This window comes from Streptomyces sp. 351MFTsu5.1 (assembly GCF_000383655.1).
GTDB lineage: Bacteria > Actinomycetota > Actinomycetes > Streptomycetales > Streptomycetaceae > Streptomyces > Streptomyces griseorubiginosus.
Genome location: NZ_KB911776.1, coordinates 48,958 through 75,704, shown reverse-complemented (window position 1 = coordinate 75,704; position 26,747 = coordinate 48,958). Strand labels below are relative to the sequence as shown.

The following is a 26,747-nucleotide window of genomic DNA, read 5'->3' as shown; positions in this document are numbered from 1 at the left end:
CGTTCCATGCCGGAGGCAAGAGCCGCTTCCGCCGCCCTTCCGCAGCCGGCCCTGGAGATCGCCTCCGGCTATGCGTTCGGCGGGCCCGCCCTCGATCTGGGCGCGCTGCTGTGGGACGGCGTCTGTCTGCCGGACGCGCAGGTCAGGATCCCCCTGCCGATGCTCAACCGGCACGGTCTCGTCGCCGGGGCCACCGGCACCGGCAAGACCAAGACGCTCCAGCTCGTCGCCGAGCAGCTCTCCGCGCAGGGCGTGCCGGTCTTCCTCGCCGACATCAAGGGGGATGTGTCGGGCATTTCGGCGCCCGGGACGCGGAACGAGAAGGTGCAGGCCAGGGCGGCGGAGGTGCATCAGGAGTGGGCCGCCACCGGGTTTCCCGCCGAGTTCTACGCCCTCGGCGGCATCGGGCACGGCATCCCCGTGCGGGCCACCGTCACCAGCTTCGGGCCGGTGCTGCTGTCCAAGGTGCTCCAGCTCAACCAGACCCAGGAGCAGTCCCTCGGCCTGATCTTCCACTACGCCGACCAGAAGGGGCTCGAACTCCTCGACCTGAAGGACCTCAGGGCCGTCGTCGCCTTCCTGACCTCCGACGAGGGCAAGGCCGAGCTGAAGAATATCGGCGGCCTGTCCACCGCCACGGCCGGGGTCATCCTGCGGTCGCTCACCGCCTTCGAGGCGCAGGGCATGGCCGACTTCTTCGGGGAGCCCGAGTTCGACACCGCCGAGCTGCTGCGGACGGCGAGCGACGGACGGGGCATGGTGTCCGTCCTGGAGCTGGCCGCCGTACAGGACCGGCCGCAGCTGTTCTCGACCTTCCTGATGTGGCTGCTCGCCGACCTCTTCCACGACCTGCCCGAGGTCGGGGACGCCGACAAGCCCAAGCTCGTCTTCTTCTTCGACGAGGCGCATCTGCTCTTCAACGGGGCCTCGAAGGCGTTCCTCGACTCCATCACGCAGACCGTCCGGCTGATTCGCTCGAAAGGGGTCGGCGTCTTCTTCGTCACGCAGACCCCGAAGGACGTACCGGCCGATGTCCTCGGCCAGCTCGGCAACCGGATCCAGCACGCGCTCCGCGCCTTCACCCCCGACGACCAGAAGGCGCTCAAGGCGACCGTGAAGACCTTCCCCGAGTCGGCGTACGGCCTGGAGGAACTCCTCACCGGGCTGGGGACCGGCGAGGCCGTCGTCACGGTCCTCAGCGAGAAGGGCGCCCCCACACCCGTCGCGGCGACCCGGCTGCGCGCCCCGGAGTCCCTGATGGGACCGGTCGAACCCGGCACCCTCGACTCCGCGGTCAGGTCCTCGCCGCTGTACGGCCGTTACGCACAGGCTGTGGACAGGGAGTCGGCCTACGAGAAGCTGAGTTCGCGGGGTGCCAAGGGCCCGGACGAGATGGCCGACGAGGTGGCCGACGAGGTGAAGGCACCGGCCAGGAAGCCGAAGGGCGCACCGGCCGGGAAGCCCGAGGACGACCCCTCCGTCGTCGAACAGGTCGTCGGCAGCGGGGTGTTCAAGTCCCTCGCGCGGTCGCTGGGCACGCAGATCGGGCGGGAGATCACCCGCTCGCTCTTCGGGACGGCCCGGCGGAGGCGGTAGCCGAACGGCCCCGCCTCCGCCGGTCCTCGGTGGGTCAGCCGCGCTTCGGTTCCTTCACCGGCGGCTTACGGTCCTGGTGCTGCGCCTTCGGCGCGCTGCGTGCGGCTTCCGCGCGCAACAGGGCGCGCAGGACCGCGTACGGGTCGGTGGGCATGGCTGTGTTCCTTGCGTGAGTGCTGAACCGGCTCGGGGGAAGCGGGCTCTGTCAGCAGCGCAGGACCACGGAACGCAGGGCGGGCAGCGCGTACGGCGGCCTCGGGGGCGCCGGGCACCGACGGCCCTCCGAGACGGCGGGTGCCGTTCGGGGGCGCGGGGCCGGTCGCAGGGGTACGGCGGCTGCCGTGCGGTGGGCGGTGCGGGGCGGTGGCCGCAGGGCCGTGTCCAGGACGTCGTACTCGGCGGTCTCACCGGCCACCACATGGGCCGCGTGCGTCTGCGCGGGGGCGCCCGGCACGAGCAGCACGAGGAGCAGCACGAGCGCACGCAGCAGGCCGAACCGGTGCTGAGGGCGTCGTACGGTGCTCACCCAAGTCGTCTCCCCCTCCGACGCGCCCGGTTCATCACTTCGGCGACGGGGTTCACCCGGTCGTACCAAGGGGGGAGGACGTCAGCTGGTGCCCTGACGGGGTGTGCGCGGCGGAGACGGGTGCGGCGGAGACGGGTTGGGCGGGTGGCCGCGCGCGTGTCCGGGGACGGCCGCCCGGTCAGGCCTTCTTCGCCGCCTTCGCCGCCGCCTTCATCTCCTGCTTGTGCGCCCGGACCTTCGTCAGCGACTCGGGGCCCGTGATGTCGGCGACGGACCGGAAGGACTTCGGTTCGCCGTACGTGCCGGCCGCCTCCCGCCACCCCTCGGGCCGGACGCCGAGCTGCTTGCCCAGCAGGGCCAGGAAGATCTGTGCCTTCTGCTTCCCGAACCCCGGCAGCTCCTGGAGGCGGCGCAGCAGCTCGCGCCCGTCCTGGACGCCCTTCCAGACCAGCTCGGCCTCACCGTCGTAGTGCTCGACGAGGTACTGGCACAGCTGCTGGATCCGCTTGGCCATCGAGCCGGGGTAGCGGTGCACGGCCGGCTTCTCGGAGAGCAGCGCGGCGAAGGCCTCCGGGTCCTGGGCGGCGATCTCGTGCGCGTCGAGGTCGTTCGCGCCGAGCCGGTCCGCGATGGTGCGGGGCCCCTTGAACGCCCACTCCATCGGAACCTGCTGGTCCAGCAGCATCCCGACCAGCGCGGCGAGCGGGGAGCGGCCGAGGAGCTCGTCGGCCTCGGCGTCCTGGGCGAGGTGAAGGGTGACGTCCATGCCCCCGATCATGCCCCCGCCCGGGTCATCCCTCCACGTGAGGGCGTACCCCCGGCACGGCTCCCCTGTCAGGGCCTCCAGTACCCCAGCGCCTCCACCCGCTCCTTCGACACGCCCAGTTCCTTGCGGACGTACGACGACAGGGTTCTGGTCGTCGCCGTGTCGCAGGCGATCCAGACGTACGCGTCCGGGTGGGTCCGCAGCAGGCCGGGCAGGTCCGCGCGGGCCCGGGAGACCAGGTGGGCGCCGGAGTCGAGGCGCGGCACCCGGCGGACCTCGTGGCGTGCGGGGTCGGTGCGGAAGGGGAGGCCCTCGTCGCCGCCCTCGAACCAGACCGTCGCGGGGGAGGAGTCCAGAGCGCCGAGGAGGGAGTTGAGGGCGGGCAGCGAGGCCGGGTCGCCGAAGGCGAAGACGTGGGAGGGCTCGGGGTCGGGACGGTCGAACCCGGTGCCGTGGACCGTGGCCTCGATGGTGTCGCCGGGCTTCGCCGTGCGGGCCCAGTCGCTGGCCACGCCCTCGTGCAGGGCGAACTCCAGGCTGAAGGTGCCGGCCTCGGGGTCCGGGTCGACCAGGGTGAAGGCGCGCTGGTGCGGTTTGCCCGCGGCGGAGAACCACAGCCGTACCCACATCGTCGGGTGGACGCCGGTGGCGGCGAGCATCCCGCCGTCGGTGAGGTGCACCCGCCGGTAGGCGTCGGTGACGTCCTCCGAGCCGGTCACGGTGAACTCGAAGTCCTTCGCGCGCAGCAGCCGCAGGACCGCCCCCTCCCAGCCGTGCCCCTGCCCCATGGTCTTCTCACCCTTCGCGTACGATCCCCACATCGGGAAACTTAGGTAAGCCTAACTTAAAGAGAGCCGGGTGTGAGGGTGAGCATCGAGATCTTCCGCGACGCCTGGGGGATCCCCCACCTCCGCGCGGACAGTGCGCGGGAACTCGCCCGCGCCCAGGGCCGGGTCACCGCCCGCGACCGTGCCTGGCAGCTGGAGGTCGAACGGCACCGCGCGCAGGGCACCTCCGCCGCCTTCCTCGGCGCCGGGGCCCTGTCCTGGGACACCCTCGCGCGACGGGCCCGCCTGGCCGACACGGCGAGACGCTGCTTCGCCGCGCTGGAGAGACGGGACCCGGAGACCGCCGACTGGGTACGGGCGTACGTCGACGGCGTCAACGAGGAACTGCCGGGCACCGAGGCCCCCGAGTTCGCGCGGGCCGGCCTCGCCCCCGGGCGCTGGGAGCCCTGGACCCCGCTCGGCGTCTGGCTCGGCACGCACATCCTGTTCGCGGGTTTCCCCGCCAAGCTCTGGCGGGACGAGGCGATCCGGCACCTTGGCCCGGACGCGGTCGGCCTCTTCGCCACCGACGGCCCCGGCACCGCCGGCAGCAACGGGTGGCTGGTCGCGGGCAGTCGTACCGTCACCGGTCACGCCGTCCTCGCGGGCGACCCGCACCGCTACATCGAGGACCCCGGCGTCTACCAGCAGATCCGGCTGTCCTGCCCCGAGTTCGACGTCCTCGGCCTGGCCGTGCCCGGCGTCCCCGGCATCGCCCACTTCGGGCACGCCGGCCCGGTCGCCTGGTCCATCACCAACGCGATGGCCGACTACCAGGACCTCTACCGCGAACGCCTGCGCCGCACGGGCGCGGGCATCGAGGCCCTCGGCCCGGACGGCGTCTGGCACCGGGCCTCCCGGCACACCGAGACCGTGGAGGTGGCGGGCGAGGCCCCCGTGGAGATCGAGGTCATCGAGACCGACCGGGGCCCGGTGATCGCGGGCGGCCCGGAGGGGCTGGACGGGGGAGTGGTGGAGGGGGTTCGGGCCTTCTCGAACCCGTCGACCCTCCCGGATTCGCCGGCCTTCGCAGACCAGTCGGCCTTCTCGGACCAGTCGGCCTTCTCAGGCCACTCGGCCTTCCCGGATCCGTCGGTTCTTCCGGATACTCCGGTCCTCCCCGACCCTCCGGTCCTCCCCGACCCTCTGGTCCTCCCGGATCCTCCGGCTCTCCCGGATCCTCCGGTCACCGGTGCCACCACCGTCGGCGCCGTCGCCGCCTTCGCTGCCGAAGCCGCCGCGGTCGACCCCGACCCGCTGGCCGTACCGGATCCGGCGGTCCTCCCTGACCCGCTGGCCTTCCCCGACCCTCCCGTCCTCCCCGACCCTCCGGTGGCCCTGTCGCTCCGGCATCCGCCCCGGGTCACCGAGGACCTCGGCTTCAGCGCGCTCCTCCCCCTTCTCCGTGCGCGCCGCACCGCCGACGTGGACCGTGCCTTCGACCACTGGGTCGAGCCGGTGAACGTGGTGCAGGCCGCCGACACCGAGGGCGGGCTGCTGCACCGGGTCGCGGGCCGGGTCCCGGTGCGCGCGGACGCCAACCGTCTGCGGCCCGTGCACGCCTGGGAGCCCGGCCACGAATGGCGGGGCTGGCACGAGACCCCTCGCGCCGGACTCACCGACGGCATCGCGGTGATGGCCAACCAGCGCGGCCCCGCCGCCCCCCTCGGCGTCGAGTTCGCCCCACCGCACCGCGTACACCGCATCACGGCCCTGCTGGCGGAGAAGGACCGCTGGTCCCCCGCCGACATGCCGGCGATCCACACGGACACCCATCTCGCCTCCGCGCAGCCCCTGTTGGACCGCATGGAGCAGCTGGAAGGGCTGAGCCCCGAAGCCGTGACGTTGAGGGACACGATCCTCCGGTGGGACCGCCGTATGGCCGCGGACAGCCATGAGGCCGCCCTCTACGCCGCCGTCCGCAGCGCGGTCGTACGACGACTGGCGGCCCACCCCGCCTTCGCCGCCCTCACCGCCCCGCCCGCCTACCCCGACGTCCTCCTCCCCTGGCTCGGCCTCCTCCCCCGGATCGCCTTCGCCCTCGAACACCTCCTGCGCGCAGCGGAGTTGTACGGCGTCGACCGGGACGGCACCGTGCGCGGGGCCCTGGAGGAGGTGGCCGCCGCGCCGCCGCGGGGCACCTGGGGCGACACCCACCGCCTCGCCCCCTGGCGGGCACTGCCGGACCCGGACCCGGTCGCCCCCGCCCTCTCCGGGGACCACGACTGCGTCCTGTGCACCTCGGCGGTCCCCGGGCTCACCGACCTCGCCGCGCGCGGCCCGGCCGCCCGTTACGTCTGGGACCTGGCCCGCCGCGAGGACAGCCTCTGGGTGGTTCCGCTGGGCGCCTCCGGCGTCCCCGGCTCACCCCATCACCGCGACCAACTCCCCTTGTGGATCGAGGGAGATCTCGTCCCGGTCGTCACCGACTGGCAGCACCTGACGAAGGAAGACTGAGGAAACCGATGTCCGACGCCCCGACCCGCGCAGCGGCCTCCGCCCCGACCCGCGCAGCGGCCCCCGCCCCCGCCCGTGAAGCGGTCCACACCCAGACGGTCCCCGGCTTCGGCACCGTCCGCGTCCTGCGTCTCGACCCGCACGCCGACGCCCCCACCGTGCACGCCTGGGTGCGCGAGGAACGGGCCGCGTTCTGGGGCATGAACGGCCTCACCGAGGAGCAAGTGGCCGAGATCTACGCCCACATGGAGACCCTCGACACCCACCACGCCTACCTCCTCCAGAAGGACGGCGAACCGGTCGGGCTCCTCCAGACCTACGAGCCGGAGGCCGACCGGGTGGGCGACTGCTACGAGGTCCGACCCGGAGACATCGGCGTCCACCTGCTGCTCGCGCCCGCGGCCGCCGGGGCCCCCGCCTCGGGGTGGTCGTCGGCGCTGCTGAGCGCCGTGGCCTCGTACGTGCTGCTCGGCCTCGACCGGCGGCGGGTCGTCGTCGATCCGGACGTGCGCAACGAGAAGGCCGTCGCCCGTTTCCTGAAGCAGGGATTCGTGGCGGGCGAGGCGGTCGTCCTCCCGGAGATCGACCTCCCCGACGTCCACCTGCCCGAGAAGCACGCCCAACTGGCCTTCCTGGCAAGGGAGGTAGCCTTCCCGGGTGACGCCTGACGACCTCGTCGCCCACTACGGCCTGGAACCGATCCCCCGTGAGGGCGGACTGTTCCGGCAGACCTGGGCGGGACCGGAGCGCGCCGACGGACGACCGCACGGCACCGCGATCGTCGCGCTCCTGACCGCGGACGACTACTCCGCCCTGCACCGCCTGCCCAGCGACGAGATCTGGCACCACTACCTCGGCGACCCCCTGGACCTCCTGCTCCTCGCCCCGGACGGCACCACGACGACCCCCGTCCTGGGCCCCGACATACGGACCGGCCAGCGCCCCCAGCTGACCGTGCCCGCGGGCACCTGGATGGGCGCCAGGACCCGCGGCGCGTGGACCTTCTTCGGCTGCACCATGGCCCCGGGTTTCACCTACCAGGACTACGAGCACGGCGACGCGGCCGAGCTGACGGTGCGTTATCCCGCCGAGGCCGCCCGGATCACGGGACTGTGCCGTCCATGAGACTCCTGGAGGGCCAGGTCGCCCTGGTCACGGGCGCGAGCGGCGGCATCGGACGCGGCATCGCGCTGCGCTTCGCCGAGCAGGGCGCCGCGGTCGCGCTCCATTGCCGTACGGCGGTGGCGGCGGCCCGTGAAGTGGCGTCCAGGATCGAGGACATGGGCGCCCGGGCCGTCGTACTGGAGGCGGACCTGCGGGACGAGGCGGAGTGCCGGCGGCTGGTGCGGGTGGCGGCGGAGTGGGCGGCCGCCGAGGGAGCGGCCGAGGCGGGAGCGGCCGCGGCGGGGGGCGGGTCTCTGACCGCCCTGGTCAACAACGCGGGTGTGCAGCCGACGCGGCCGCTGCCCGGGATGACGGCGGCGCAGTGGCGGGAGGTCGTGGACACCAACCTCACCAGCGTCTTCGCGTGCACGCAGGCCGCGGCGGAGGTCATGGGGCCGGGCGGGTCGGTGACCCACATCGCGTCGATCGAGGCGAGCCGTCCCGCGCCGGAACACGCCCACTACTCCGCCTCCAAGGCCGCGGTCGTGATGCACGCACGGTCCGCGGCCCTCGAGTACGGCTCGCACGGCATCCGCGTCAACACCGTCTCGCCCGGCCTGATCGACCGCGAGGGACTGGCGCGGGACTGGCCGGAGGGCGTGGAGCGCTGGACGCGACAGGCGCCCCTGGGCCGGCTCGGACGCGCCGAGGACGTGGCCGACGCGTGCGTGTTCCTGGCCTCACCGCTGGCGTCCTGGATCACCGGGCACGACCTGGTGGTGGACGGCGGGGTGTCGGTGGGGCCGGCGTGGTGACGGACGGTGGGGTGCTGGTGGGGCCGACAAGGTGACGGCGGGGATGGTGTGGTGAGCCGCACGGCGCCGCCGGTGAGCGCCGCGGCCTCCGCGTCCGTACCTATCGGGAAGACCGTGAGCCCAGGTACGGAGTAGTGACGTGAGGTGTGAGCGTACGCGCAGCAGCACAGGCCGGCGAAGGCGAGGACTTCAGGGGCTGGTGCTGCTGGGCACCGCGCTGGTCCTGCTCCTCCTCGGGGGCGGAACGGCGTCGGCTCACGCGGCCCTGCGTGCCACCGACCCCGAGGACGGGACCGTCCTCAAGTCCGCCCCCCGCTCCATCACCCTGACCTTCACCGAGTCCGTCGGTCTGCTCGACGACTCCTTCCGGGTCCTGACCCCCGAGGGCAAACGCCTCGCGACCGGCGAGGCCGAGCACGGGGCGGGCGGCTCGGACACGGCGAGCGTCACCCTGCCGCCCAAACTCGCCCAGGGCACCTACACGGTGGCCTGGCGGGTGGTCTCGGCCGACAGTCACCCGGTCTCCGGCGCCTTCACCTTCTCGGTCGGCAAGCCCTCCCCGGCCACCGTGCTCGTGGACACCGGCCCGACCGAGAACCCGGCCACCGAGAGCCTCTTCAACATGGGCCGTTACCTGGCCTACCTCGCCGCGGCCCTGCTCATCGGCACCGCGGTCTTCCTCGCCGCCTGCCGTCCCCCCGAGCCGGCCCGCCTGGGCAGGCTGCTGTGGGCGGGCTGGGGCACCCTGCTCGGCTCGACCCTGTTCCTGCTGGTGCTGCGCGCCCCCTACGAGGCGGGAACGGGCCCGGCGTCCGCGTTCTCCCTGAAGGCCTTCGAACGCACGCTCAGCACCCGCCCCGGCGAGGCCCTCCTGGTCCGCCTGGCACTGCTGCTGGTCGCGTACTTCTTCGTCGTACGACTGCTGCGGCTCGGCGAGTCGAGGCTGTCCCGCCCGTGGCAGGCGGCCGGGGCCGTGCTCGCCGTGGGCCTCGCGCTGACCTGGGCCGCCGCGGAGCACGCCTCGGCCGGGATCCAGGTGCCGGTGGCGATGACCTCCGCGGTGCTGCATGTGCTGTCGATGGCGGTCTGGCTGGGCGGCCTCGCGGCCCTCCTCTCGCTCCTGCACCGGACCTCCGCCCAGCTCCCGCCCGCCGTGGTCGCCCGCTTCTCCCGGCTGGCCTTCGGCTGCGTGACCGTCCTCGTCGTCACGGGCGTCTACCAGTCCTGGCGCGGCCTGGGCTCCTGGAAGGAGATCACCGGCACGACGTACGGCCATCTCCTGGTCCTCAAACTGATCGCGGTGGCCCTGCTGCTGACGGCGGCGCGGCTGTCACGGCGGTGGACCGGACGACTGACGACCACGGGCGCGCAGGAGAAGTCGGCCGTCGAGGAGAGCGTGCGGGAGCGGGTCGGAGCAGTGGCGGGTGTCCCGACGGCCTCGGCCGGTACGGGCGCGTCGGCTGTCGCGGACCTCGAGGGCGCGGCGCCCGCCGCCCCGGACGCCGACGGCGAAGCGCCCGCGGTCGCCGAGCCGGTGGTGGTCGAGCCGATGCCCACCACCCCCCACCGTGACGCGCGGGCCGACGCGGCATACCGGCACGGTCTGCGCCGTTCCGTCCTCGCCGAAGTGACCGTCGGTGTCGTGGTGCTGGTGCTGAGCACCGTGCTGAGCGGCACCCTGCCCGGCCGGGCGCAGGCCGAGGCGGCCGAGGCCGGTCCGGCCACGGGCGGACTGCCCACCGCATCCGTGACCAACATCCCGTTCACCGTGGCCGGCGCCTCGGGGAAGGTGCAGATCACCCTCGACCCGGGCCGCACCGGCCAGAACTCCGTGCAGGCCCTCGTCTACGCGGTCGACGGCGGCCTCGCCACGGTCCCTGAACTCCGGTTGTCCTTCACGCTGCCGGCCAAGCAGATCGGCCCGATCGACGCCGGGCTCAAGGACAAGGGCGGCTACTGGGGCACGAACGACCTCACCCTGCCGCTGGCCGGCGACTGGCAGATGAAGGCCACGGTCAGGGTGTCCGACATCGACCAGATCAGTGTGACGAAGACGGTGCGGATCGTGGGCTGAGCAGGTCGTCCATGGTCTCGGCGGCGTGTACGGCGGCTGTCGCGCAGCAGTTGTTGAACAGGACGTGCACCTGGTCCACCCGCTCGGCCAGTGCGCGCACCCGCGGTACCCACTCGGCGAGTTCGGCGCGCGAGTAGTCGTAGCGGAAACGCTCCTCCTTGCTGCCGCGGCCCCAGGAGGAGCTGCGCCCGTGGAAGCGGACGACGGCCGGCCGGTCGGAGGTGACGGGGGTGACGGGCGGCAGGGAGGCGGGCAGTCCCTGGCGCATGTCGACGGCGACGGCGGCGAAGCCGTACTTGGCCAGCAGCGCGCAGGTGAGGTCCTGCTGCCGCTCCTGCCACCAGGACGGATGCCGGAACTCGACCTGGACGGGCCACCCGGCGGTCCGTTCGGCGGTCTCCTCCAGGAACCGCTCGGCCCGCGCCCCCGGCCGGAACCACGGCGGGAACTGGAACAGCACCCCGCCGAGCCGCCCGGCCTCCCGCAACGGCTCGATCCCGGCGGCGAACCGTGCCCACACCTCGCCCGGCGGGACGTCGGCGAGCGCGGCCTGCCGGGCGGGGTGCCCGGTGAGCACGGCGTAGGCCTTCACGTCGAACACGAACTCGGCGGGCGTCCGCTCCACCCAGAGCCGGCTGTTGCGTTCACTGGGCAGGGCGTAGAAGGTGCCGTCCACCTCGACGACGGGAAACCGCCCGGCGTAGAACCGCAACCGCTTCTCCGCGTCCCGCCACCCCGGCGGGTACCAGCCACTGCGGACGAGCGCGGGGTCGGTCCAGGAGCACGTGCCGACAAGGATGTTGGTCATGGACCTCGGGTACCGACTTAGGGTGCGGCCATGACTTCCCAGGCGTACCTCTCCCAACTGTTCTCGCTGGACGGCCGCGTGGCCCTGGTGACCGGCGGAAGCTCGGGCATCGGCAGGGCGATCGCGGGGGCGTTGGCGCGGGCGGGGGCGAGCGTGGTGATCATGGCCCGCAGAGAACCCGAACTGGCAGCGGTGGTGGCCGAACTGGACGCGGCGGGCTGCCGATCGGCGTGGGTGAGCGGCGACTTGAGCACGAGGGACGGGGTGCGTACGGCGGCGGAGGCGGCCGCGGCCGTGTTCGGCGAGCCGGACATCCTGGTCAACTCGGCGGGGGTGAACCTGCGTCCACCGATGAACGAGCTCACGGACGAGGTGTGGGACACCACGATGGCCGTCAACCTGGAGGCCCCCTACCTCCTGGGCCAACGCTTCGGCCCCGGCATGGCGGAGCGCGGCTTCGGCCGCATGATCCACATCACCTCCCAGCAGGCCCACCGCGCCTTCGTCCAGAGCGGCGCGTACGGCGTCTCCAAGGGCGCCCTGGAATCCCTGTCCCGCTCCCAGGCCGAGGCCTGGTCCCCCCACGGAGTCACCTGCAACACCCTGGTCCCCGGCTTCGTCCTGACCCCCCTGAACGCCCGCCTGGCAGCCGACCCGAAACAAGTGACCCACCTGGCCACCCGCACCATGACAGGCCGCAACGGCCTCCCGGAGGACTTCGCAGGCGCGGCGGTGTTCCTGGCGAGCGGGGCGGCGGGGTATGTGACGGGGCAGTCGATCTTTGTGGATGGGGGGTTGTCGGTGCATTGAGGTTGTGCCCCAGGCCGCGTGCAGGGGCTGGGGGGCTGGGGGGCGGGCGGGCACCGGGTCGTTCGACATGCAGACGGGCGTTCGCGGGGTCATCGTGGGTGTAGGGCGGCCTTTGGGGCAGTGGGCGCCGGTGAGCGGCGTAGGGGCGGGAGACCCCGGGTTGATCGGACCTGACCCTCACCTCAGGAGTGCACCATGCAGCAGCAGGATCTGACAGTGAGCCAGAAGAAGGCCTTCGAGGACAACGAGGCCGACTTCCGCAGATTCGACGACGAACTGCGCGGCATCCGGGAAACCGCACGAGCACGTCTGAGAGCCCACGGCTGGGACACCGATTCCGACGACACCAAGCCCTGCCTGTCCTGCCCGTGCCCCGACTTCCTGCCCGGCGGTGCCCTGGGCAACTGCAAACGAGGCGGCTGCCCGCACTCACTCCTCGACCACGACATGCCCCGGTGACCGCCGGCCTCGGGGGCGGCCTCCCGTCAGCCCCCTCTCGCCGCGATCCGGATCCGGAGCCGGTCGGACACGGGCGGCTGGACAGAAGCAGCGGCTGGACATAAGCACGGGGCGGTATGCCGAGAAGGGGTGATGCCATGTCGCGCAGGCATTACGGGAGCGGCAAGAGGCTTCACATGTACGTCGCTGCTGGGTTACTTGCAGCTGGAACTGCAGTAGTGGCTCCGCAATCCGCGCACTCCATCACGGGCGGCAACGACGTCACCGACACATCGATGGGGTATGTCGCCCAGATCTCGCATTCCCTCGGTGGCTTCTGTACGGGCACGCTGATTTCTCAGCAGTGGGTACTCAGTGCTGCGCACTGTGTCGGCGGCGAAAACGATGCCCGCAACTTCACGATCCGCCTCGGCGCCAGTGTACGCGGCGGTGGGCAGGTCTACCGAGGCGGGGAAATCTTCGAGTATCCGGGCTATGTGGGAGCCCACAATGATGTGGCACTGCTGAAACTGGAGAACCCTGTCTACGGGGTCCAGCCTATCCGGCTGGCGTGGCCGGAACAGAGTTGGCGGTGGGACGGCCACCAAGGTGGACCCTTCACCAAGTATGACGACGGCGTGATCGCCGGATGGGGAAAGAACAGCACCGGATGGCCGAGTCATCTGCAATTCAAGGGCGTTTCGATATACCCGGTGCAGTACGACCGGGACAACTGGCCGCTGATTCCTGTGAGCGGCGGCCCGTGTGGCGGCGACAGCGGCGGCCCTCTCATGGTCACCATCGACGGCCAGCTGTACCAAGTAGGCGTCATGAAAAGTCAAGACTGCGCAACAAGCGGAAGCTACAGTGATGTCGGGCAAGGTGTCCTGCACAAGTGGATCACTGAGACGGTGCAGAACCATTCTCGCTGATTTCCATGCACGAATCCGGCGGACCGAGAGCCGGATCTCGTCACCGCTCGGCAAGGATCGAATCAGCTCATGGGACAGCCCGGTGCCCATCACAGCTGACGTGACTTCGCGGGCACCTGGAGGACCGGGTTGGCAGCGATGCCTCGCGAGGGAATTGATGTAGCGAAAGCGGCGTGCCTCGCAAGATGGGAAGAGTGAAATACAGTGACTGTTGGGATCAGATCAGCTGGCTCATTCAAGACCTGGCCAGGACCTGTCTACGCCACGTCTATTAGATCCATTTGACGCTCGGGCTGCTCGGTGGAACAATCCCCCCATCTCCGACCGCGGGTACTGGCAGGGTATAAGTCGGAGCACGGGGGTCTTCATGGAAGCTTTTTTGATCCTGGCCATCCTGATCATTTTCGGTGGCGGTATTGTTTGGGCGTTGCATGATTCGGCGCAAAAAGCAAGAAATCCGGTTGCGGCACTAATTCTTGGCGCACTTGCTGCAATCGCAGCTACTGCGGTTCATATGGCCGTGCCGAAGCCGTCATATACGCCCCCCACACCGTACAGGCCGGCACCAGAAATTCTGGACCAACATTATTCTCCGTAGCTTCCTGGACGGCCCCTGCGTAAAGAGGTCTGTCCGCGGATCCGCCACAGTAGGGTGTCGTAGCGTTCAGGACGGCGTCCCGGACGTCGTGATCGACTCGATCATGGGGTAGGAGGACGGTCGCGGCGGTGTGGCGAGCGTCATGGAGACGGCCGTTCCTGCCGCGCAACCACCCGGACGAACCGTCCCGCAATACGGCCCATGCCAGCTCGCGATCCGAGCAGGGCGTCACGCCACCCACCCGCGCGATGATCTCGACAGGGTCCGTGCGCTTGTTCTCGCGGTCGCAACCTGGGCGGAGCCGGTTGTCACCGAGGAGAGCGCCCCTCGCGGTGCAGGTCAGAGCGGGTGCGCGTACCAGCCGGATCACGTACCGAACACCCGGCCCGCCAGCCAGCGCCAAGACCTACGCGGGCCGGATGCGGGCCCGGTACATCCATGTCACCGGTCCGGTGCTGAAAATGAAGGCCCCGAGGCTGGGCGAGTACGCGACGACGAGCAGCGCGGCGACGCCCAGAACGGAGCCGGTGGTCATCACGGCGCGTGGGCCTCGGCGGTCGAGGATGCGGCCTACGGCGATGCCGATGGCGGCGGGGACCAGCAGGGCCCCGGAGAAGGCTGCGGTGGTGGCGGTCACCGACCTGGTGATCTGGGTGGCGCACAGGGCGGGCAGGGTGGCGCGAGGCCGCGACCGGTCCCCCGCGCCGGTCGCGGCCCCGCTGGTGTGAACATTGGTCATCGGCGGATCAGCAGCAGCTGCCGCCTGCGGGGACGGTGTCCTTGGTTTCGTCGGCGGCCATGTCGGCGCAACAGGTACTGCCCGATTGCTTGGCGAGGGTGTCGGCGTCGGCTTTGACGACGTACACCTCCCAGGGTTCCTGGCCTGGACCGTGGACCCAGACCTTGTCCTGGAGGGCGTAGCAACAGGTGGTGTCGTTCTCCTCGGTGGTGGCCAGGCCCGCCTCGCTCAGGCGGCTGGTGGCGACGTGGACGGCTTCCGTCGATTCGACCTCAACTCCGAGGTGGTCCAGGCGGGTTGTCTCTTCCGTCGCGCCTTCGATCAGGACGAGCTTGAGCGGGGGCTCGGCTACGGCGAAGTTGGCGTAGCCGTCGCGGAGTTTGGCGGGCTCGGTGCCGAACAGCTTGCTGTAGAAGGCGATGGAGGCGTTCAGGTCGGGGACGCGGAGCGCGAGTTGTACGCGGGACATCGTGAACCTCCTTGTGTGGGCGCGGGGATCAGCAGCCGCCGGACGTGGCTGCGGGGGCGCCGACGCCGATCTGAAGAGTGGCCGGGGCGGCGCAGCAACCGCCGCCGTCGCCGCCCTGGGAGGCGTCGGGGTCGTCGTACAGACCCGCGCCACCGCACACACCGGTCTCGGGCAGGGTCAGTTCGACACGCTCGGCGGCCTCCTGATCGCCCGCGAGGGCGGCGGTGATGGAACGGACCTGCTCGTAGCCGGTTATCGCCAGGAACGTCGGAGCGCGGCCGTATGACTTCATGCCGACCAGGTAGACGTCCTGCTCCGGATGGGACAGCTCGCCCACGCCGTGCGGGTAGACGGTGCCGCAGGAGTGGACGTTGGGGTCGATGAGCGGAGCGAGCGCGGCCGGCGCCTGGAGGCGTTCGTCGAGGCCGAGCCTGACCTCGGAGAGGAAGGACAGGTCGGGGCGGAAGCCGGTCAGCACGATCACCTCGTCGACCGGGTCCAGACGGCGGCTGTCCTCGGCGACCAGGACGAGCCGGTCGCCGTCGCGCTCCACAGCCTGTGTACGGAAGCCGGTGACCGCGCTGGCGTGTCCGTCCTCGACGGCGGCCTTGGCACGCAGACCCAGGGCGCCGCGGGCGGGGAGCTGGTCAGCCTCGCCGCCGCCGAAGGTGCTCGCCCCGATCCCGCGGCGCAGAACCCATGCCGCCTGCGTGCCCGGCTCTTCCTTGGCCAGGTCGGCGAGGTAGGCGAGGGCGGTGAAGGCGGAGGCACCGGAGCCGATGACGGCGGTGCGCTTGCCCGCGTAACGGGCGCGGACGGCCGGGTCCTTGAGGTCGGGGACGCGGTAGGAGATACGGTCGGCCGCCGACTTCTCGCCCAGGGCGGGCAGGCCGTCGGCGCCGATCGGGCTGGGGAGCGACCAGGTGCCGGAGGCGTCGATGACGGCGCGGGCGCTGATCCGTTCCTCGCGTCCGTCGGCGAGCTCGATGTGCACGGTGAAGGGCTGCTCGTCACGTTCGGCGTCGACGATCCGGTCCCGTCCCGCGCGGGCGACGCCAGTGACCGTGGTGCCGTATCGGACCTTGTCGCCGAGGACGTCGGCAAGTGGCTGGAGGTACTGCTCGGCCCAGTCGCCGCCGGTGGGGTAGGTGGTGCCGTCAGGGCGCACCCAGCCGGTAGGGGCGAGGAGCTTCTCGGTGGCCGGGTCGGTGACCTCGGCCCACGGGGAGAACAGGCGGACGTGCGCCCAGCCGCGGACCGCTGCGCCGGCGGACAGGCCGGCTTCCAGGATCAGCGGGTCGAGGCCACGCTCGACCAGGTGGGCAGCGGCAGCCAGGCCGATGGGACCGGCACCGATGACTACGACGGGCAGCTGGTCGGTGGTGGGCGCGTTCACGAGGTTCCCCTTTGCTTCGACGTTTGTCGATGTCCTGCGCCGCCAGCATGGCACCTGTATCGATAAGCGTCAACATAGACATTCATCGAATCCGCAGCCCTTCGGCTTCCTGATTCGACATGTGTCAACATAGATGCATGTCGAACACCAAGGTGCTGCCGCTGATTGAGCCCGAGTCCGACGCAGTGGCGCCGTGCTGCCCGTCGCTCACCGAGCGGCCGTTCTCCGCGGAGGAGGCCGAGACGGCCGCGCGGATGTTCAAGGCGCTCGGTGACCCGGTGCGGCTGCGGCTGTTCACGGCGGTCGCCTCACACGAGGGTGGCGAGGCGTGCGTGTGCGACATCTCCGACGTCGGCGTCTCCCAGCCGACCGTCTCCCACCATCTGAAGAAGCTCAAGGAGGCCGGCCTGCTCACCTCCGAGCGGCGCGGGACCTGGGTGTACTACCGGGTCGAGCCCTCGGTGCTGGCCTCGATGGGCAAGTTGCTGACGATCGCGCCGGCCGCAGCCTGAAGGCGACCGGCAGTCGAGGGAACCCACCGTCGGGGTCGGCTCGATGAGCGCATGGCCAGGCTCATCGAGTGCCGCAGTCCCTCCACCCGCTGAACGCCCACGACCGCGTTCAGGCGGCTTCGGCGGGCTGAGGGTTCCAGAGCTGGGTGTACCGCTCCACCTCCTCGGAGCTCAGGCCGTTGTCGCCCTCGGTGCGCAGCAGGGTGGTGTCCCACGGTCGGCGGCCGTCGGTGCGCGGGGTGAGCAGCACGCCGAGGGTGGAGCTCTGTTCGGCCAGGCCGGTCTGCTGGTGCAACTGGTGGTGGCGCAGCAGTACGTACGACTGGAAGGCGGCTTCCACCTCGGGACCGAAGCGCGTGGCGCATCCGAAGATGAGCTGGCGGGTGCCGGAAGGATCGATGGAACGGCGCCAGCGCCACCTGGATTCGTGGTCAGGCATCCCGCGCACGTCGGCCAGCATGTCCAGCAGCAGTTGCCCCCACTCAGCGCGCGCTCCGACCGGCAGCTTGTCCAGGTCGGAGAGGAGGAGCTGCCGGTTGGCTTCTCTGACCTGCGAGCGGATGGCGCTGGTGGCGACGTCCTCCATGATGAGGCGCATCACCCGGTGGGCGTGGTCCGATCCCACCGGGGCGTGCGGGAGCAGCGGGGTGGAGAAGTGGGTACCGCCGAGTGCGGCGACATCTGGGTTGAGGGGGCCGGGGGGTGCCTCGGCGTCGGCCGCGGCGAACTCGTAGTACCGCACGGGCTCGTCTCCCAGGGCTACGGGAGGCTCGACGGCGGCGCGGAAGAGGTAGTCGAGGACAGCGGTGGTGGAGCGCAGCTGGTCGAAGAGGAAGTCCCAGTCCCGCCGTGTCAGGGCGATCGTGGGGATACCGATCGGCTCCAGCGAGCAGATCGTGCCCTCGGGTACTTGCTCGTGGTCCAGCAGGAACACCCCGATCCACTCGTAGGCATTGCCGTCGACAGACAGCGTGCGATCGCGGCCGTTGGTCATGTCGGCGGGCAGCATGCGCAACTGGCGCACGGTGCCCTTGGCCTGGCGTACGGCCTTGGTCGCCACCTTCCGTATCCAGGCCACCTCGCTGTCCGTGTCCTTGGGCTGGATCGTGCGTGCCTTGACCTGGATCACCGCACCGCGTCCGCCTGCCAGCAGCAGCCGGTCGCCGAGCTCGCGCCGCCCGGAGCCCTTACTGGCGTAGGCGGACTGGAACACGAAGTCGGACAGCCCCCAGGTGGAGGCGGCGGTGTGAACCGCCGCCTCGGCGCCCGGGCCGTGCTCCACGCCGGACGGCAGGGGCAGCGCCGGACGTATGCGCCAGTTACGTCCCCTATTAGACGCACCGCACGGCCACCAGTGCCCGCCGTTTTCTGACGGTACGTGTCACTCGGCATTCTCCCGCCCGGGCATGAAGATGAGGGCCACCAGCGCCAGCCCGACCACCGCGCCGACGAGCTGCATGCCGATGAACCCCGCCACCGACCCCGGCGCGATGCCCGCGAAGGTGTCGGTGAAGGCGCGGCCGATGGTCACCGCCGGGTTCGCGAAGGACGTCGACGAGGTGAACCAGTACGCGGCGCCGATGTACGAAGCCACAGCCACCGGGGCGAAACGGAGGCGGTCCGTGCGGGCCAGGCCGAAGATCAGCAGGATCAGCCCGGCCGTCGCGACGACCTCGCCGAGCAACAGGTGCCCAGCCGACCGGTCGTGGGTCGACCACTTGACCAGCGGCTCGCCGAACATCCCGTCGGCCAGGATGGCCCCCAGAATCGCACCGACGATCTGTGCGGGGACGTAGACGGCCGCGTCCCGCACGGTGACGCCGGCGCCGCCTCGGCGAGCGGTCCACCACTCGGCGAGCGTGACAGCGGGATTGAAGTGCGCGCCGGAGACCGGGCCGAGTAGAAGGATCAGGATGCCGAGGCCGAAGACGGTGGCCGTGGAGTTGGCCAGGAGCTGGAGGCCGACGTCCTTCGTCAGCTCGGTGGCCTGGATGCCGGAGCCGACCACGACCGCGACGAGCGCCGCGGTGCCGATCAGTTCGGCGGCGGCCTTGGCGAGCAGCGGAGGCGCCTGGGGAGGGGTGGCTCCTGGGGCAGGCTGAGGCCCAGCGGCTGGGGCTATGGAGGGCTGCCCGGCTCCGTCGTGCTCGGTGGCCTCGGTGGCGGTCAAGTGGACTCCTCGGTGCGGGATGCCGGCAGGCGGGGGTGATCAGGGGCAGGACCGCTTGACGTTGTTCTCGGCGGTGGTGCGCGCGGTCTCCGCGAGATCGGTGAACTGACTGGCGAGCGAGGCGATGACGTCGGGCTTGAGCCGGTAGTAGGTGAACCGGCCGCAGGGCTCCGTCTCCACGACCCCCGCCTCGCGCAGCACCTTCAGATGGTTGGAGAGGTTGGTCTGCTTGGCCCCCGTCTCCTCGATCAGGTGCGTGGTGCAGAGGGTCTCCTTGGCCAGCAAGGTGACGATCTGGAGGCGGAGCGGGTCGGAGAGAACCCGCATCAGATCAGTGTCGACTGACGTCAGCATGGGCTGATACTTTCACATCATTCCAGGCTGATACCAGCATGGGCTGATCTCCCGATCCGCCGGCCTCGCTGCCGAGCGCTTCACTCCGACTCCCGCGCGACCCTCTTGATCTACTTGAGAAGGAAGAACCGATGTCCTCCAGCCCGCTCGCCTCCGTCCTGTTCGTCTGCGTCCACAACGCCGGGCGCTCGCAGATGGCCGCCGGATTCCTCAACCACCTCGCGGGCGACCGGATCGAGGTCCGATCCGCCGGCTCCATTCCGGGCGACCAGGTCAACCCGGCCGCGGTCGAGGCCATGAAGGAGGTCGGTGTCGACATCGCCGGCCAGAAGCCCAAGATCCTCACCACCGAGGCCGTCCAGGCGTCCGACTACGTCATCACCATGGGCTGCGGCGACGCCTGCCCGATCTTCCCCGGCAAGAAGTACCTCGACTGGGCCCTGGAGGACCCGGCGGGCAAGGGTGTGGAGGCCGTCCGTCCAATCCGCGACGAGATCAAGTCCCGCATCGAGGCGCTGATCGCGGAGATCGACGCCAAGTAGGGGGCGTGACCTCGGCGGTCGACACCAGGAGCTGATGGGGGTCGGTTGACCTGATGGGCGGGACGACGGTTACCGGCCACCAGCCGCTTTGATGAGCTGACCAAGGCGCTTCAGCCCGTCGGGGCTGATGCCTTTGGCGGCCATGGCACCGACGATCACGTCATGGTCCAGCAGGCCAGCCGACCGGAGGTCGTCGAGTACGTGGGCTGCCTGCTGACGGTCGAACGGCGGCCCGTAGCCATTGTTGCCGTAGAACTTCAGGCTCTCCAGCGCCGACGTGAGCCGCTCGTCCACCTCCTCGACCTCGTCCTCCGGGCGGGTGAGATCGATGGCCTGAACCTGCGCGGCCCATCCGCGCAGAGGGAACAGATTGGCGCCTTCTACCGCCACAAGCGAAGAGCCCCGTGCCAGTCCAGTGGCGAAGTCCATAGTCTTCGCATCCGGTACGTAGGCCAGGACAGGGCCGACACCGCTCCCCACACGCTGCCTGCCTGATCGCGGGGTTGCGACAAGGTGTCGCTCGGCAAATTGGCGCAGTGTCGGGATCGACTGCTCCGCGCCGAAGGCATTGAGCACGAGCACCGCGGTCGCACCCTGCTCGGCAGCCTCGCGCTCCACCCAACGCACGGCGAGCTCCGCGCCGACCTCCCAGTCCCGCTCGGGATCGTCATCCGGCACCCACGCTGCCCGCAGAATGCTCATCACCGTCCCCTCACCTGCTCTGTCGTGCCAGAAATGCTCCGTAGTCCCAACGGTAACGACGGCCACTGACATCGAGGTGGGCTGCCGAGCACTGCGAGACGGTCTGCGCGTGACTGCTGGCACCTGTTCGCCGAGGTCCACTCGGGCCCGATCACAGCAACTGCAACCAGACACGTCGAAGGGCCCCACCGCGAACGGTGGGGCCCTTCGACATCGTGCCCGGTGAGGCACTGGCGGAGGATACGAGATTCGAACTCGTGAGGGGTTGCCCCCAACACGCTTTCCAACTATCCGCGCGGCTGTCCCGGTTCGTTCATAGGAGTTCAAGGGGCAGGTCAGAGGGAGTGTGTGTACGTCACTGAACGGGGGCGGTCTTGGGCGCACTGGACAAAGACCAGGACAACGAGCGGCTCAGACTCGGGGGATGACGCCGACGAACTCTGCCCCCTTGTGGTTGCCCATGACAAATGCGAATCCATGTCCATCGCTGCACGTGAGGTCGATGCGAACGTACCCGCCACGCGTCCCTAGCGGGCTCTCGTAGTCGTCTCTGTCGGGCTGCACGGTCACTGCCTCGTGGTCGCCGGTCTCGTCGGCTCGGTCAACTGCGTCGTTACCGCATGCGGGGCACTTGAGCTGCCACTTGAGATTCCAAGACCCCCCGGCACTTTCCGCTGGTATCAAGATCTCTGCGTGAGACATGGGCATTGCGCGTCCTCCAAGATGAGTAGGCCGTGTTCCATCACACCGGATAGCGGGCGGCTCCATCTGGCGATCGCCCGTTTTGGGGTCTCCGCCGCCCAGCAGCTCCAACTGAAGTTCTCGATCCTCCTGACCTCAGGCATGCACATGTACCACAATGGCTATATAGATAGGCAGATTCGTCGCTTCTCCATCGGAGGCTTAAGAATGAGTGAGATTTCAGGCTTTGAGATCGCTGGATTCCGAAGCTTCTACTCAGACCCGCAGCGGCTATTCCCTCTCGGCAAGATGACGGTTGTTGCTGGTCCGAACAATAGCGGAAAGAGCAACATCTTCAGGTTTGCCGAAAAATTCCTTTCTCCATTGTCTGGGGGTGGAACATCGATCGCGGATTTGGATCCCCTGGATGTTCCAATCCTCCCCGAGGGGAGTGCAATCCCGCCTTTCGGATTCGGGGTTGCGATGCAAAGCGATGAACCCACCAGCCTTCTGGAAGAGGTATTTCAGCAGGTTCCGCACATCGAGCAGCGTTCCAAGAATGCTTTGCGAGCTATCGTTAGTCACCCTGGGGTTTATAGTGCCGAAGATAAGGCATTTTGGTTTCGGTTCAAGCGTGATACCCAAAGTGGAACGCCTGTCCTTAGTAGTGGTGCACTCCAGCAGGTCATTGAGGAATTGCAAGGAATGGAACGGGAAATCGCCTCTGCTGCTGGCTCGTTGACGGGTAGTGCTGGAGGGATCGAGGGAAATATCCTGAATATCATGTATCGACTCGTCGGACCTTTGGTTTATCCAAAAGTAATTGTCATTCCGGCCTTTAGGGAGATTGTTTCGGGTGGATCTCCGGAGCCCAATTTGGCTCGCCTGGATGGGCGAGGTCTCCCGGGCTTTCTGCACGCTCTCCACTCTCCGTCGGCGGAACGATATCGCGAAGACTCGAAGAAATTTCAAAGAATCAATACGTTTCTTCAAACCGTACTTGAGGAAGGGGATGCCCAGATCGCTATTCCCTACAACAGCACCACAGTGCATGTAAGCGTAGGAGGTCGAGTTCTCCCCATTGAGAGTCTAGGGGCCGGAGTCTCGCAGGTGGTTATGCTCGCAGCAGCGGCTACCTGGTATTCGGGCGCCCTTGTCTGTATCGAGGAACCTGAGGTCCATCTCCATCCCATTCTGCTTCGTAAGCTCGCTCGATATTTGATGGATGAGACGGATAATCGCTATCTGTTGAGCACCCATTCGACAAGCCTGATGGACAATCCTCAAGTGATGGTAGTCGATATTTCTCACACATATGAACGTGGAACGGAGATTCGCACTGCGGTCACGGAGCACAACAGGGCGCGAATCTCCCAGAGCCTAGGATATCGAGCATCCGACATCCTGCAATCTAATTACGTAATTTGGGTTGAAGGGCCTTCGGATCGGATCTACTTGAACCACTGGATCCGCCTTTTCGCTCCTTCACTCGTTGAAGGCATCCATTACAGTGTCATGTTTTATGGCGGAAAGCTGCTATCCCACCTAAGTGGCGCAGAGTGGCTTGCCCCTCAGAGCGCCGTGGAGGATTTTATTCTTTTGCTGAAGATTAATAGGAATATGGCGATCGTGATCGATTCCGATCTGAAGTCCGATAAAGATTCTCTGAGGGCGACCAAGGTGAGGATTCTGGATGAGTTCTCTTCCAGTGGTGGCTTCGCATGGGTTACTGCCGGACGAGAAATTGAGAATTATGTGCCAGCGGAAATTTTCGAGTCGGCGGCCAAGGAGGTTCATTCATCCGCAAGCCCCGTCAAACCGCGGGGGAAATATGGTGACGTTTTTTCTGGCGTTAAGCGCAAGAAAGAAGGTGAGCCTGGTGTCGTAACTCCGGACAAGGTCGAGATTGCTCGCGTTGCGGTGCGTGGGTCGCAGGAGATTTGGGATGTGCTGGACCTGAAGGAACGTGTAGTGAACCTCGCTAATTCGATTCGTAAGGCCAACCAGCACTGAGGTTCTCGACCCAGAGGGCTGAGGATGGTCCCACCATGGGAAGCTGGGGTAGAGGTGAAGGGCAGACGCCCAGTGAAGTTGCGAAGGGGAGGCCACGTGCCGCAGGCCAGTCCGCGAGGTACGTACTTGCAGGTCTCTGACTCACTGCGCCGAAAGATCGAGGCAAGTGAGATCACTCAGGCTCTGCCCTCACAGGCCGAACTTATGAGTGCGTACAACGTGAGCCGCAGCACCATCGAGAGGGCGCTTGCCGTGCTCAAGGCCGAAGGGGTCATCGAGTCAGTCCAGGGAGCCGGTTGGTACGTCGCGGGCAGTGGCGACCGCCGGCCGTTGGTCGAGAAGGTGACCGACCTGTTGAGGGCCGACGGGGTCAACGTCGGTGACCGCTTCCCCACAGAGAAGGAACTGTGCGACCGGTTCGGAGCCTCGCGGACGGCCGTCCGATCCGCCCTCGCACAGATGGAGGGGCAAGGGCTCATCGGCAAAGGCGCCGCGCGAGGTCGGCAAGTACGTGCGTTGCCTGTCGGTCGGGGGACACAGACGGCATGACGACGACCAAACGAACTGAGTTCGACGCTGACGCCGCGGGCGCCATCCTGCGCAAGGCGTGCGAGGTCGCGCGCGTGGACCCGGATGGCATCGAGATGCTGCGGTTCGGGGACCATGCGGTGTTCCGTATAGACGGCGGCCGTATCGTCTCCCGGGTTGGCCGCAGCCCTGACAGGCTGCCCTCCGTACGGAGGGAAGTGGCCGTAGCGGAATGGCTCGCGACCGAGGGATACCCGGCGGCGCGACTCGTCACGGCTGCCGAACAGCCGGTCGTCGTTCAGGGGCACCCGGTGACGTTCTGGGAGGGTCTCTCCGACGGCGACACGTACGCGAGTACGGGGGAAATGGGTGCACTGCTGCGTTGGCTCCACAAATTGGAGCCGCCGCCTTTTTTGCTCCCGCCTCTCCAGCCTTTTGACAAGGTTGCACAGCGCTTGAATCATGCCGCCATCCCGGATGCAACGCGCGCGTTCCTCCGATCCATGGCCGACGATTTGACGGCTGACTACGGCCGTCTCCAGTTCGCGCTTCCGGTAGGACATCTGCACGGTGACTTCAATGTCGGCAACGTCCTGCGTGACGCGGACGGCCGTCCGAAGGTCATTGATCTGGACGGGTTCGTCACGGGCCCCCGAGAGTGGGACCTCATGCAGACTGCCATGTACTACGACAGCTTCGGTTGGCACACAGAATCCGAGTATGCCGATTTCGTTGCCGGGTACGGTTTCGACGTGCGGGAATGGTCCGGGTATACCGTTCTCAGGAGCATCCGTGAACTGCTAATGGTTACGTGGCTCTCGCAGAATGCCGGCGCCAATCCGCGTGCAGCGGAGGAAGTCGAGAAGCGGGTGGCGACTCTCCGGTCGGGAGGATCACGCCGAGACTGGGCGCCCTTCTAGGACGTCAAGGTGCATTGCTGCCACAGGCGGAAGGTGCGTGCTTCTTCCACGAAGGTGCGGAATTCTACAGCGCCCCGCATCATTGGTCCAACGCGTTCGCGAAATTCTCGAACGTATTGAACGCAGCGCGCTGACTTCAGCCCCTCGCCGAGTTGCAGCGCAGTCTTGGCGATTTCACAGCCGCGCCCGACTTCACCTTGATTGATAAAAGCTTCGGCCTGCACCATCGTGGCGAAAAAATCGCTTCGATTGTTCAGGCCGTCACCGAAGATTGACCCCGCGCCACGTTCTGCCGCTTCTGCGGACCGACCCAGATCGCGGAAACAGTGGCCGATCTCGGCTGCAAGTTCTATTTCATCGAAATAGGCGATGTACGGCGGATCGCTGTCCGGGGTCCGTTGGCTGAGCTTGCGTTCTGCCTCCACCAAAGCGAGGTCGCACCCTCGTTCGTCGCCGAGACGGGCCAGGGCTCGCGCCTCCATGGCGCGGAACTGCGCGGACATCGTAGGGCCCAGCACGCTGGCCGGTCCTGTGTAGGCCGCCCTAGCAAGGGTGGCCGCGTCCTGATAGCGCCCGAGGAACGTGGCCTGGTGGCTCATCGCGGAAAGGATGCTGCCGCCAAGGAGCCGGTCTCCTGCTGCTTGCGTCATGCGCAGTGCCTGGATGAAGTACCGCTGAGCGATGCCGTGAAGGCCGCTGTCGTACGACATCCACCCGGCAAGCAAAAGCGCTTCCGCCACGGCCGAGTAGAGCTGTTTGCCCACAGAGTCGGAGTACTTCCCGTCCAGCATCGGCCGGACGTCGGTGTGCAGGTACTGGATCAGCGCGCGTCGGGCGTGACCACCGCCGAACTTGCCATCGAGCATGCTGAAGGCGTCAGCGGTGGAACGGATCATTTCAACGTCTACCGTGCCGATCGCACGGTTACCCGCGCGCGTCAGCTCCCCGTCCGGCGGGGCGACGATCCAACGTAGGGAAGCCGTGTTCCAGGCGGCTGAATCCGGCTGCGCTCTGACCAGAACCTCAGCCTCAGCGAGGTCGGCCCGCCAGAGGTCCCTGACGGTCTTGGCCGTTGTATCGGGTCTGTCTGCGAACTCAAGTCCCAGGTCAGGCTGTACTGAGGACACGGCCGCGTCACCCATGCCGATGTCGTCCAGGGTGAGCCGGCGCCCCACCTTCTGCCCGACGGCATCCGCGAGGAACTGCGGCATGTTGCCGCGCGGGATCGCCCCCTTGAGCCATCGCGCGACGTACGTGTGATCGCAGGTGATGTCTTCACCTGACCGAGCGGCCGCGGCGACCACCGCGCGAGCAAGGGACTTGTGCGAGAAGTCGCCTTCCTGCATGAGCGCGGCCAGCCTGGCGTTCCGGTCTGCCATGGGACCCCCAGAGTGCGGCCGTAGTAGCAGCTTGACTCATCGTCACTCTACGCAGGTCAGGCCCGGGGTGCAGAGGGTTCGCACCTAGGAGTGCACGAGTGCACCCCCAAGTACTCGCTCCCGAACTGGGCCCCGGATGGCGACAGTTGAATCACCACCGCACGGGGCAGGCCGGCGGTTCCGAGTCGAAAGCCACGGGTTGACGGCGCGGAATCCTTCTGCCAACGTGAGTGGTAGGTAATACACACCACGCATTGCGGGTGTGTGGCACCGCAGCACGACCAATGGGGGCCATGTCCACCGGACGCGGTCTCAAGGGGCCCGGGACAGAGCGGGCCGAGGGCGCACCCGACCCTGGTCATTCGGGAGGGCTTAGACCGAAAGGTCACGTCTCCATACGCCTACAACGGGGTCATGCCGAGCTACCTGATACGGGCGCGGCACCCCCGAAGGAGACATCGTCACCGCCCCGGCATCACGCCGTGAGGGCGCCCGATCGGATCGGGCCCGGGGCACTTGGCCCGTCGCTTCGTGCGGCGTTGGCCTGCTTACCGAGCGCGGCGGCTCCCGGACAAGGACAACTCGCCGTGC

26 protein-coding genes and 1 pseudogene are annotated in these 26,747 nt (G+C 68.5%); 15 read left to right on the top strand and 12 right to left on the bottom strand.

The features are described from left to right. The first annotated feature begins 6 nt into the window (after positions 1–6). Positions 7–1,596, top strand: coding sequence for a helicase HerA-like domain-containing protein (locus H295_RS0103780; RefSeq protein ID WP_020134009.1), 1,590 nt, complete (start codon positions 7–9; stop codon positions 1,594–1,596). 205 nt (positions 1,597–1,801) lie between these two features. Here H295_RS0103780 and H295_RS0103770 read toward each other — a convergent pair whose 3' ends face one another. The 3 genes from H295_RS0103770 to H295_RS0103760 all read right to left on the bottom strand — a co-directional run bounded on the left by H295_RS0103770 (position 1,802) and on the right by H295_RS0103760 (position 3,676). Continuing rightward, the gene (locus H295_RS0103770) at positions 1,802–2,122 is read right to left on the bottom strand and encodes a hypothetical protein (protein WP_020134007.1); all 321 of its coding nucleotides are present in this window, start codon (positions 2,120–2,122) and stop codon (positions 1,802–1,804) included. Positions 2,123–2,300: 178 nt separating this feature from the next. Further along, positions 2,301–2,888: an HhH-GPD-type base excision DNA repair protein gene (locus H295_RS0103765; RefSeq protein ID WP_028809011.1), complete on the bottom strand. Its 588-nt coding sequence runs from the start codon at positions 2,886–2,888 to the stop codon at positions 2,301–2,303. Between the two features lie 68 nt (positions 2,889–2,956). Further along, positions 2,957–3,676, bottom strand: coding sequence for a siderophore-interacting protein (locus H295_RS0103760; protein WP_020134005.1), 720 nt, complete (start codon positions 3,674–3,676; stop codon positions 2,957–2,959). A 78-nt stretch (positions 3,677–3,754) separates the two neighbouring features. Here H295_RS0103760 and H295_RS47780 point away from each other — a divergent pair, with 78 nt between their 5' ends. From H295_RS47780 to H295_RS0103735, 5 genes are all read left to right on the top strand, one after another. Continuing rightward, positions 3,755–6,172, top strand: a complete 2,418-nt coding sequence (locus H295_RS47780) for a penicillin acylase family protein (RefSeq protein ID WP_020134004.1) — start codon at positions 3,755–3,757, stop codon at positions 6,170–6,172. 8 nt (positions 6,173–6,180) lie between these two features. Then, a complete protein-coding gene (locus H295_RS0103750; protein ID WP_020134003.1) occupies positions 6,181–6,840 on the top strand; it encodes a GNAT family N-acetyltransferase in 660 nt (219 codons plus the stop codon). Then, positions 6,830–7,297 (top strand): cupin domain-containing protein, encoded by a 468-nt coding sequence (locus H295_RS0103745; protein ID WP_020134002.1) that lies wholly within the window; start codon positions 6,830–6,832, stop codon positions 7,295–7,297. The genes H295_RS0103750 and H295_RS0103745 overlap by 11 nt, the downstream gene beginning before the upstream one ends. After that, positions 7,294–8,091 (top strand): SDR family NAD(P)-dependent oxidoreductase, encoded by a 798-nt coding sequence (locus H295_RS0103740; RefSeq protein ID WP_020134001.1) that lies wholly within the window; start codon positions 7,294–7,296, stop codon positions 8,089–8,091. Before H295_RS0103745 ends, H295_RS0103740 begins: the two co-directional genes overlap by 4 nt. A 199-nt stretch (positions 8,092–8,290) precedes the next feature. After that, positions 8,291–10,165 carry a copper resistance CopC/CopD family protein gene (locus H295_RS0103735; RefSeq protein WP_020134000.1) on the top strand — a complete coding sequence of 625 codons (1,875 nt, stop codon included), beginning with the start codon at positions 8,291–8,293 and terminating at the stop codon, positions 10,163–10,165. Here the strand turns inward: H295_RS0103735 and H295_RS0103730 are convergent. Then, positions 10,131–10,973 carry a DUF72 domain-containing protein gene (locus tag H295_RS0103730; protein ID WP_020133999.1) on the bottom strand — a complete coding sequence of 281 codons (843 nt, stop codon included), beginning with the start codon at positions 10,971–10,973 and terminating at the stop codon, positions 10,131–10,133. The genes H295_RS0103735 and H295_RS0103730 overlap by 35 nt on opposite strands. Positions 10,974–11,003: 30 nt before the next feature. On the opposite strand from H295_RS0103730, the gene H295_RS0103725 reads away from it, so the two are divergent. The 4 genes from H295_RS0103725 (at position 11,004) to H295_RS47095 (ending at position 13,751) form a co-directional block, all read left to right on the top strand. Further along, complete coding sequence (locus H295_RS0103725; protein WP_020133998.1) at positions 11,004–11,783, top strand: SDR family NAD(P)-dependent oxidoreductase; 780 nt, start codon at positions 11,004–11,006, stop codon at positions 11,781–11,783. A 195-nt stretch (positions 11,784–11,978) separates the two neighbouring features. Then, positions 11,979–12,242: a hypothetical protein gene (locus H295_RS0103720; RefSeq protein ID WP_020133997.1), complete on the top strand. Its 264-nt coding sequence runs from the start codon at positions 11,979–11,981 to the stop codon at positions 12,240–12,242. Positions 12,243–12,418: 176 nt separating this feature from the next. Further along, positions 12,419–13,153: a trypsin-like serine protease gene (locus tag H295_RS0103715; protein ID WP_158691014.1), complete on the top strand. Its 735-nt coding sequence runs from the start codon at positions 12,419–12,421 to the stop codon at positions 13,151–13,153. Between the two features lie 367 nt (positions 13,154–13,520). After that, the gene (locus H295_RS47095; RefSeq protein WP_158691013.1) at positions 13,521–13,751 is read left to right on the top strand and encodes a hypothetical protein; all 231 of its coding nucleotides are present in this window, start codon (positions 13,521–13,523) and stop codon (positions 13,749–13,751) included. A gap of 463 nt (positions 13,752–14,214) precedes the next feature. On the opposite strand, the pseudogene H295_RS0103710 reads toward H295_RS47095, so the two are convergent. The 3 genes and pseudogenes from H295_RS0103710 to H295_RS0103700 form a co-directional block, all read right to left on the bottom strand. Continuing rightward, a pseudogene (locus H295_RS0103710) lies at positions 14,215–14,490 on the bottom strand (MFS transporter); the annotation flags it as partial. Positions 14,491–14,497: 7 nt separating this feature from the next. Further along, positions 14,498–14,959: an ArsI/CadI family heavy metal resistance metalloenzyme gene (locus H295_RS0103705; RefSeq protein ID WP_020133994.1), complete on the bottom strand. Its 462-nt coding sequence runs from the start codon at positions 14,957–14,959 to the stop codon at positions 14,498–14,500. A 28-nt stretch (positions 14,960–14,987) separates the two neighbouring features. Continuing rightward, positions 14,988–16,355 carry an NAD(P)-binding domain-containing protein gene (locus H295_RS0103700; RefSeq protein ID WP_020133993.1) on the bottom strand — a complete coding sequence of 456 codons (1,368 nt, stop codon included), beginning with the start codon at positions 16,353–16,355 and terminating at the stop codon, positions 14,988–14,990. 137 nt (positions 16,356–16,492) lie between these two features. On the opposite strand from H295_RS0103700, the gene H295_RS0103695 reads away from it, so the two are divergent. Then, positions 16,493–16,867, top strand: a complete 375-nt coding sequence (locus H295_RS0103695) for an ArsR/SmtB family transcription factor (protein ID WP_020133992.1) — start codon at positions 16,493–16,495, stop codon at positions 16,865–16,867. Positions 16,868–16,976: 109 nt separating this feature from the next. Here H295_RS0103695 and H295_RS42730 read toward each other — a convergent pair whose 3' ends face one another. From H295_RS42730 to H295_RS0103680, 3 genes are all read right to left on the bottom strand, one after another. Continuing rightward, positions 16,977–18,149 carry a hypothetical protein gene (locus H295_RS42730; protein ID WP_020133991.1) on the bottom strand — a complete coding sequence of 391 codons (1,173 nt, stop codon included), beginning with the start codon at positions 18,147–18,149 and terminating at the stop codon, positions 16,977–16,979. Positions 18,150–18,248: 99 nt separating this feature from the next. Next, the gene (locus H295_RS0103685; protein ID WP_020133990.1) at positions 18,249–19,037 is read right to left on the bottom strand and encodes an aquaporin; all 789 of its coding nucleotides are present in this window, start codon (positions 19,035–19,037) and stop codon (positions 18,249–18,251) included. 39 nt (positions 19,038–19,076) lie between these two features. Next, the gene (locus tag H295_RS0103680) at positions 19,077–19,391 is read right to left on the bottom strand and encodes an ArsR/SmtB family transcription factor (protein ID WP_020133989.1); all 315 of its coding nucleotides are present in this window, start codon (positions 19,389–19,391) and stop codon (positions 19,077–19,079) included. Between the two features lie 131 nt (positions 19,392–19,522). Between H295_RS0103680 and H295_RS0103675 the strand changes: the two genes are divergently transcribed. Continuing rightward, positions 19,523–19,933 carry an arsenate reductase ArsC gene (locus H295_RS0103675; RefSeq protein ID WP_020133988.1) on the top strand — a complete coding sequence of 137 codons (411 nt, stop codon included), beginning with the start codon at positions 19,523–19,525 and terminating at the stop codon, positions 19,931–19,933. A gap of 69 nt (positions 19,934–20,002) precedes the next feature. Here H295_RS0103675 and H295_RS44665 read toward each other — a convergent pair whose 3' ends face one another. Next, positions 20,003–20,635, bottom strand: coding sequence for a hypothetical protein (locus H295_RS44665; RefSeq protein WP_020133987.1), 633 nt, complete (start codon positions 20,633–20,635; stop codon positions 20,003–20,005). A gap of 693 nt (positions 20,636–21,328) precedes the next feature. Between H295_RS44665 and H295_RS45195 the strand changes: the two genes are divergently transcribed. The 3 genes from H295_RS45195 (at position 21,329) to H295_RS0103655 (ending at position 24,777) form a co-directional block, all read left to right on the top strand. Continuing rightward, positions 21,329–23,329 (top strand): AAA family ATPase, encoded by a 2,001-nt coding sequence (locus H295_RS45195; RefSeq protein ID WP_158691012.1) that lies wholly within the window; start codon positions 21,329–21,331, stop codon positions 23,327–23,329. Between the two features lie 96 nt (positions 23,330–23,425). Then, positions 23,426–23,878, top strand: coding sequence for a GntR family transcriptional regulator (locus H295_RS0103660; protein ID WP_028809010.1), 453 nt, complete (start codon positions 23,426–23,428; stop codon positions 23,876–23,878). After that, positions 23,875–24,777, top strand: a complete 903-nt coding sequence (locus H295_RS0103655; RefSeq protein ID WP_020133984.1) for a phosphotransferase enzyme family protein — start codon at positions 23,875–23,877, stop codon at positions 24,775–24,777. Before H295_RS0103660 ends, H295_RS0103655 begins: the two co-directional genes overlap by 4 nt. On the opposite strand, the gene H295_RS0103650 is transcribed toward H295_RS0103655, so the two are convergent. Next, entirely contained in the window at positions 24,774–26,156 is a 1,383-nt protein-coding gene (locus tag H295_RS0103650) for a hypothetical protein (RefSeq protein WP_020133983.1), read from the bottom strand. The genes H295_RS0103655 and H295_RS0103650 overlap by 4 nt on opposite strands. Positions 26,157–26,747 lie beyond the last annotated feature (591 nt).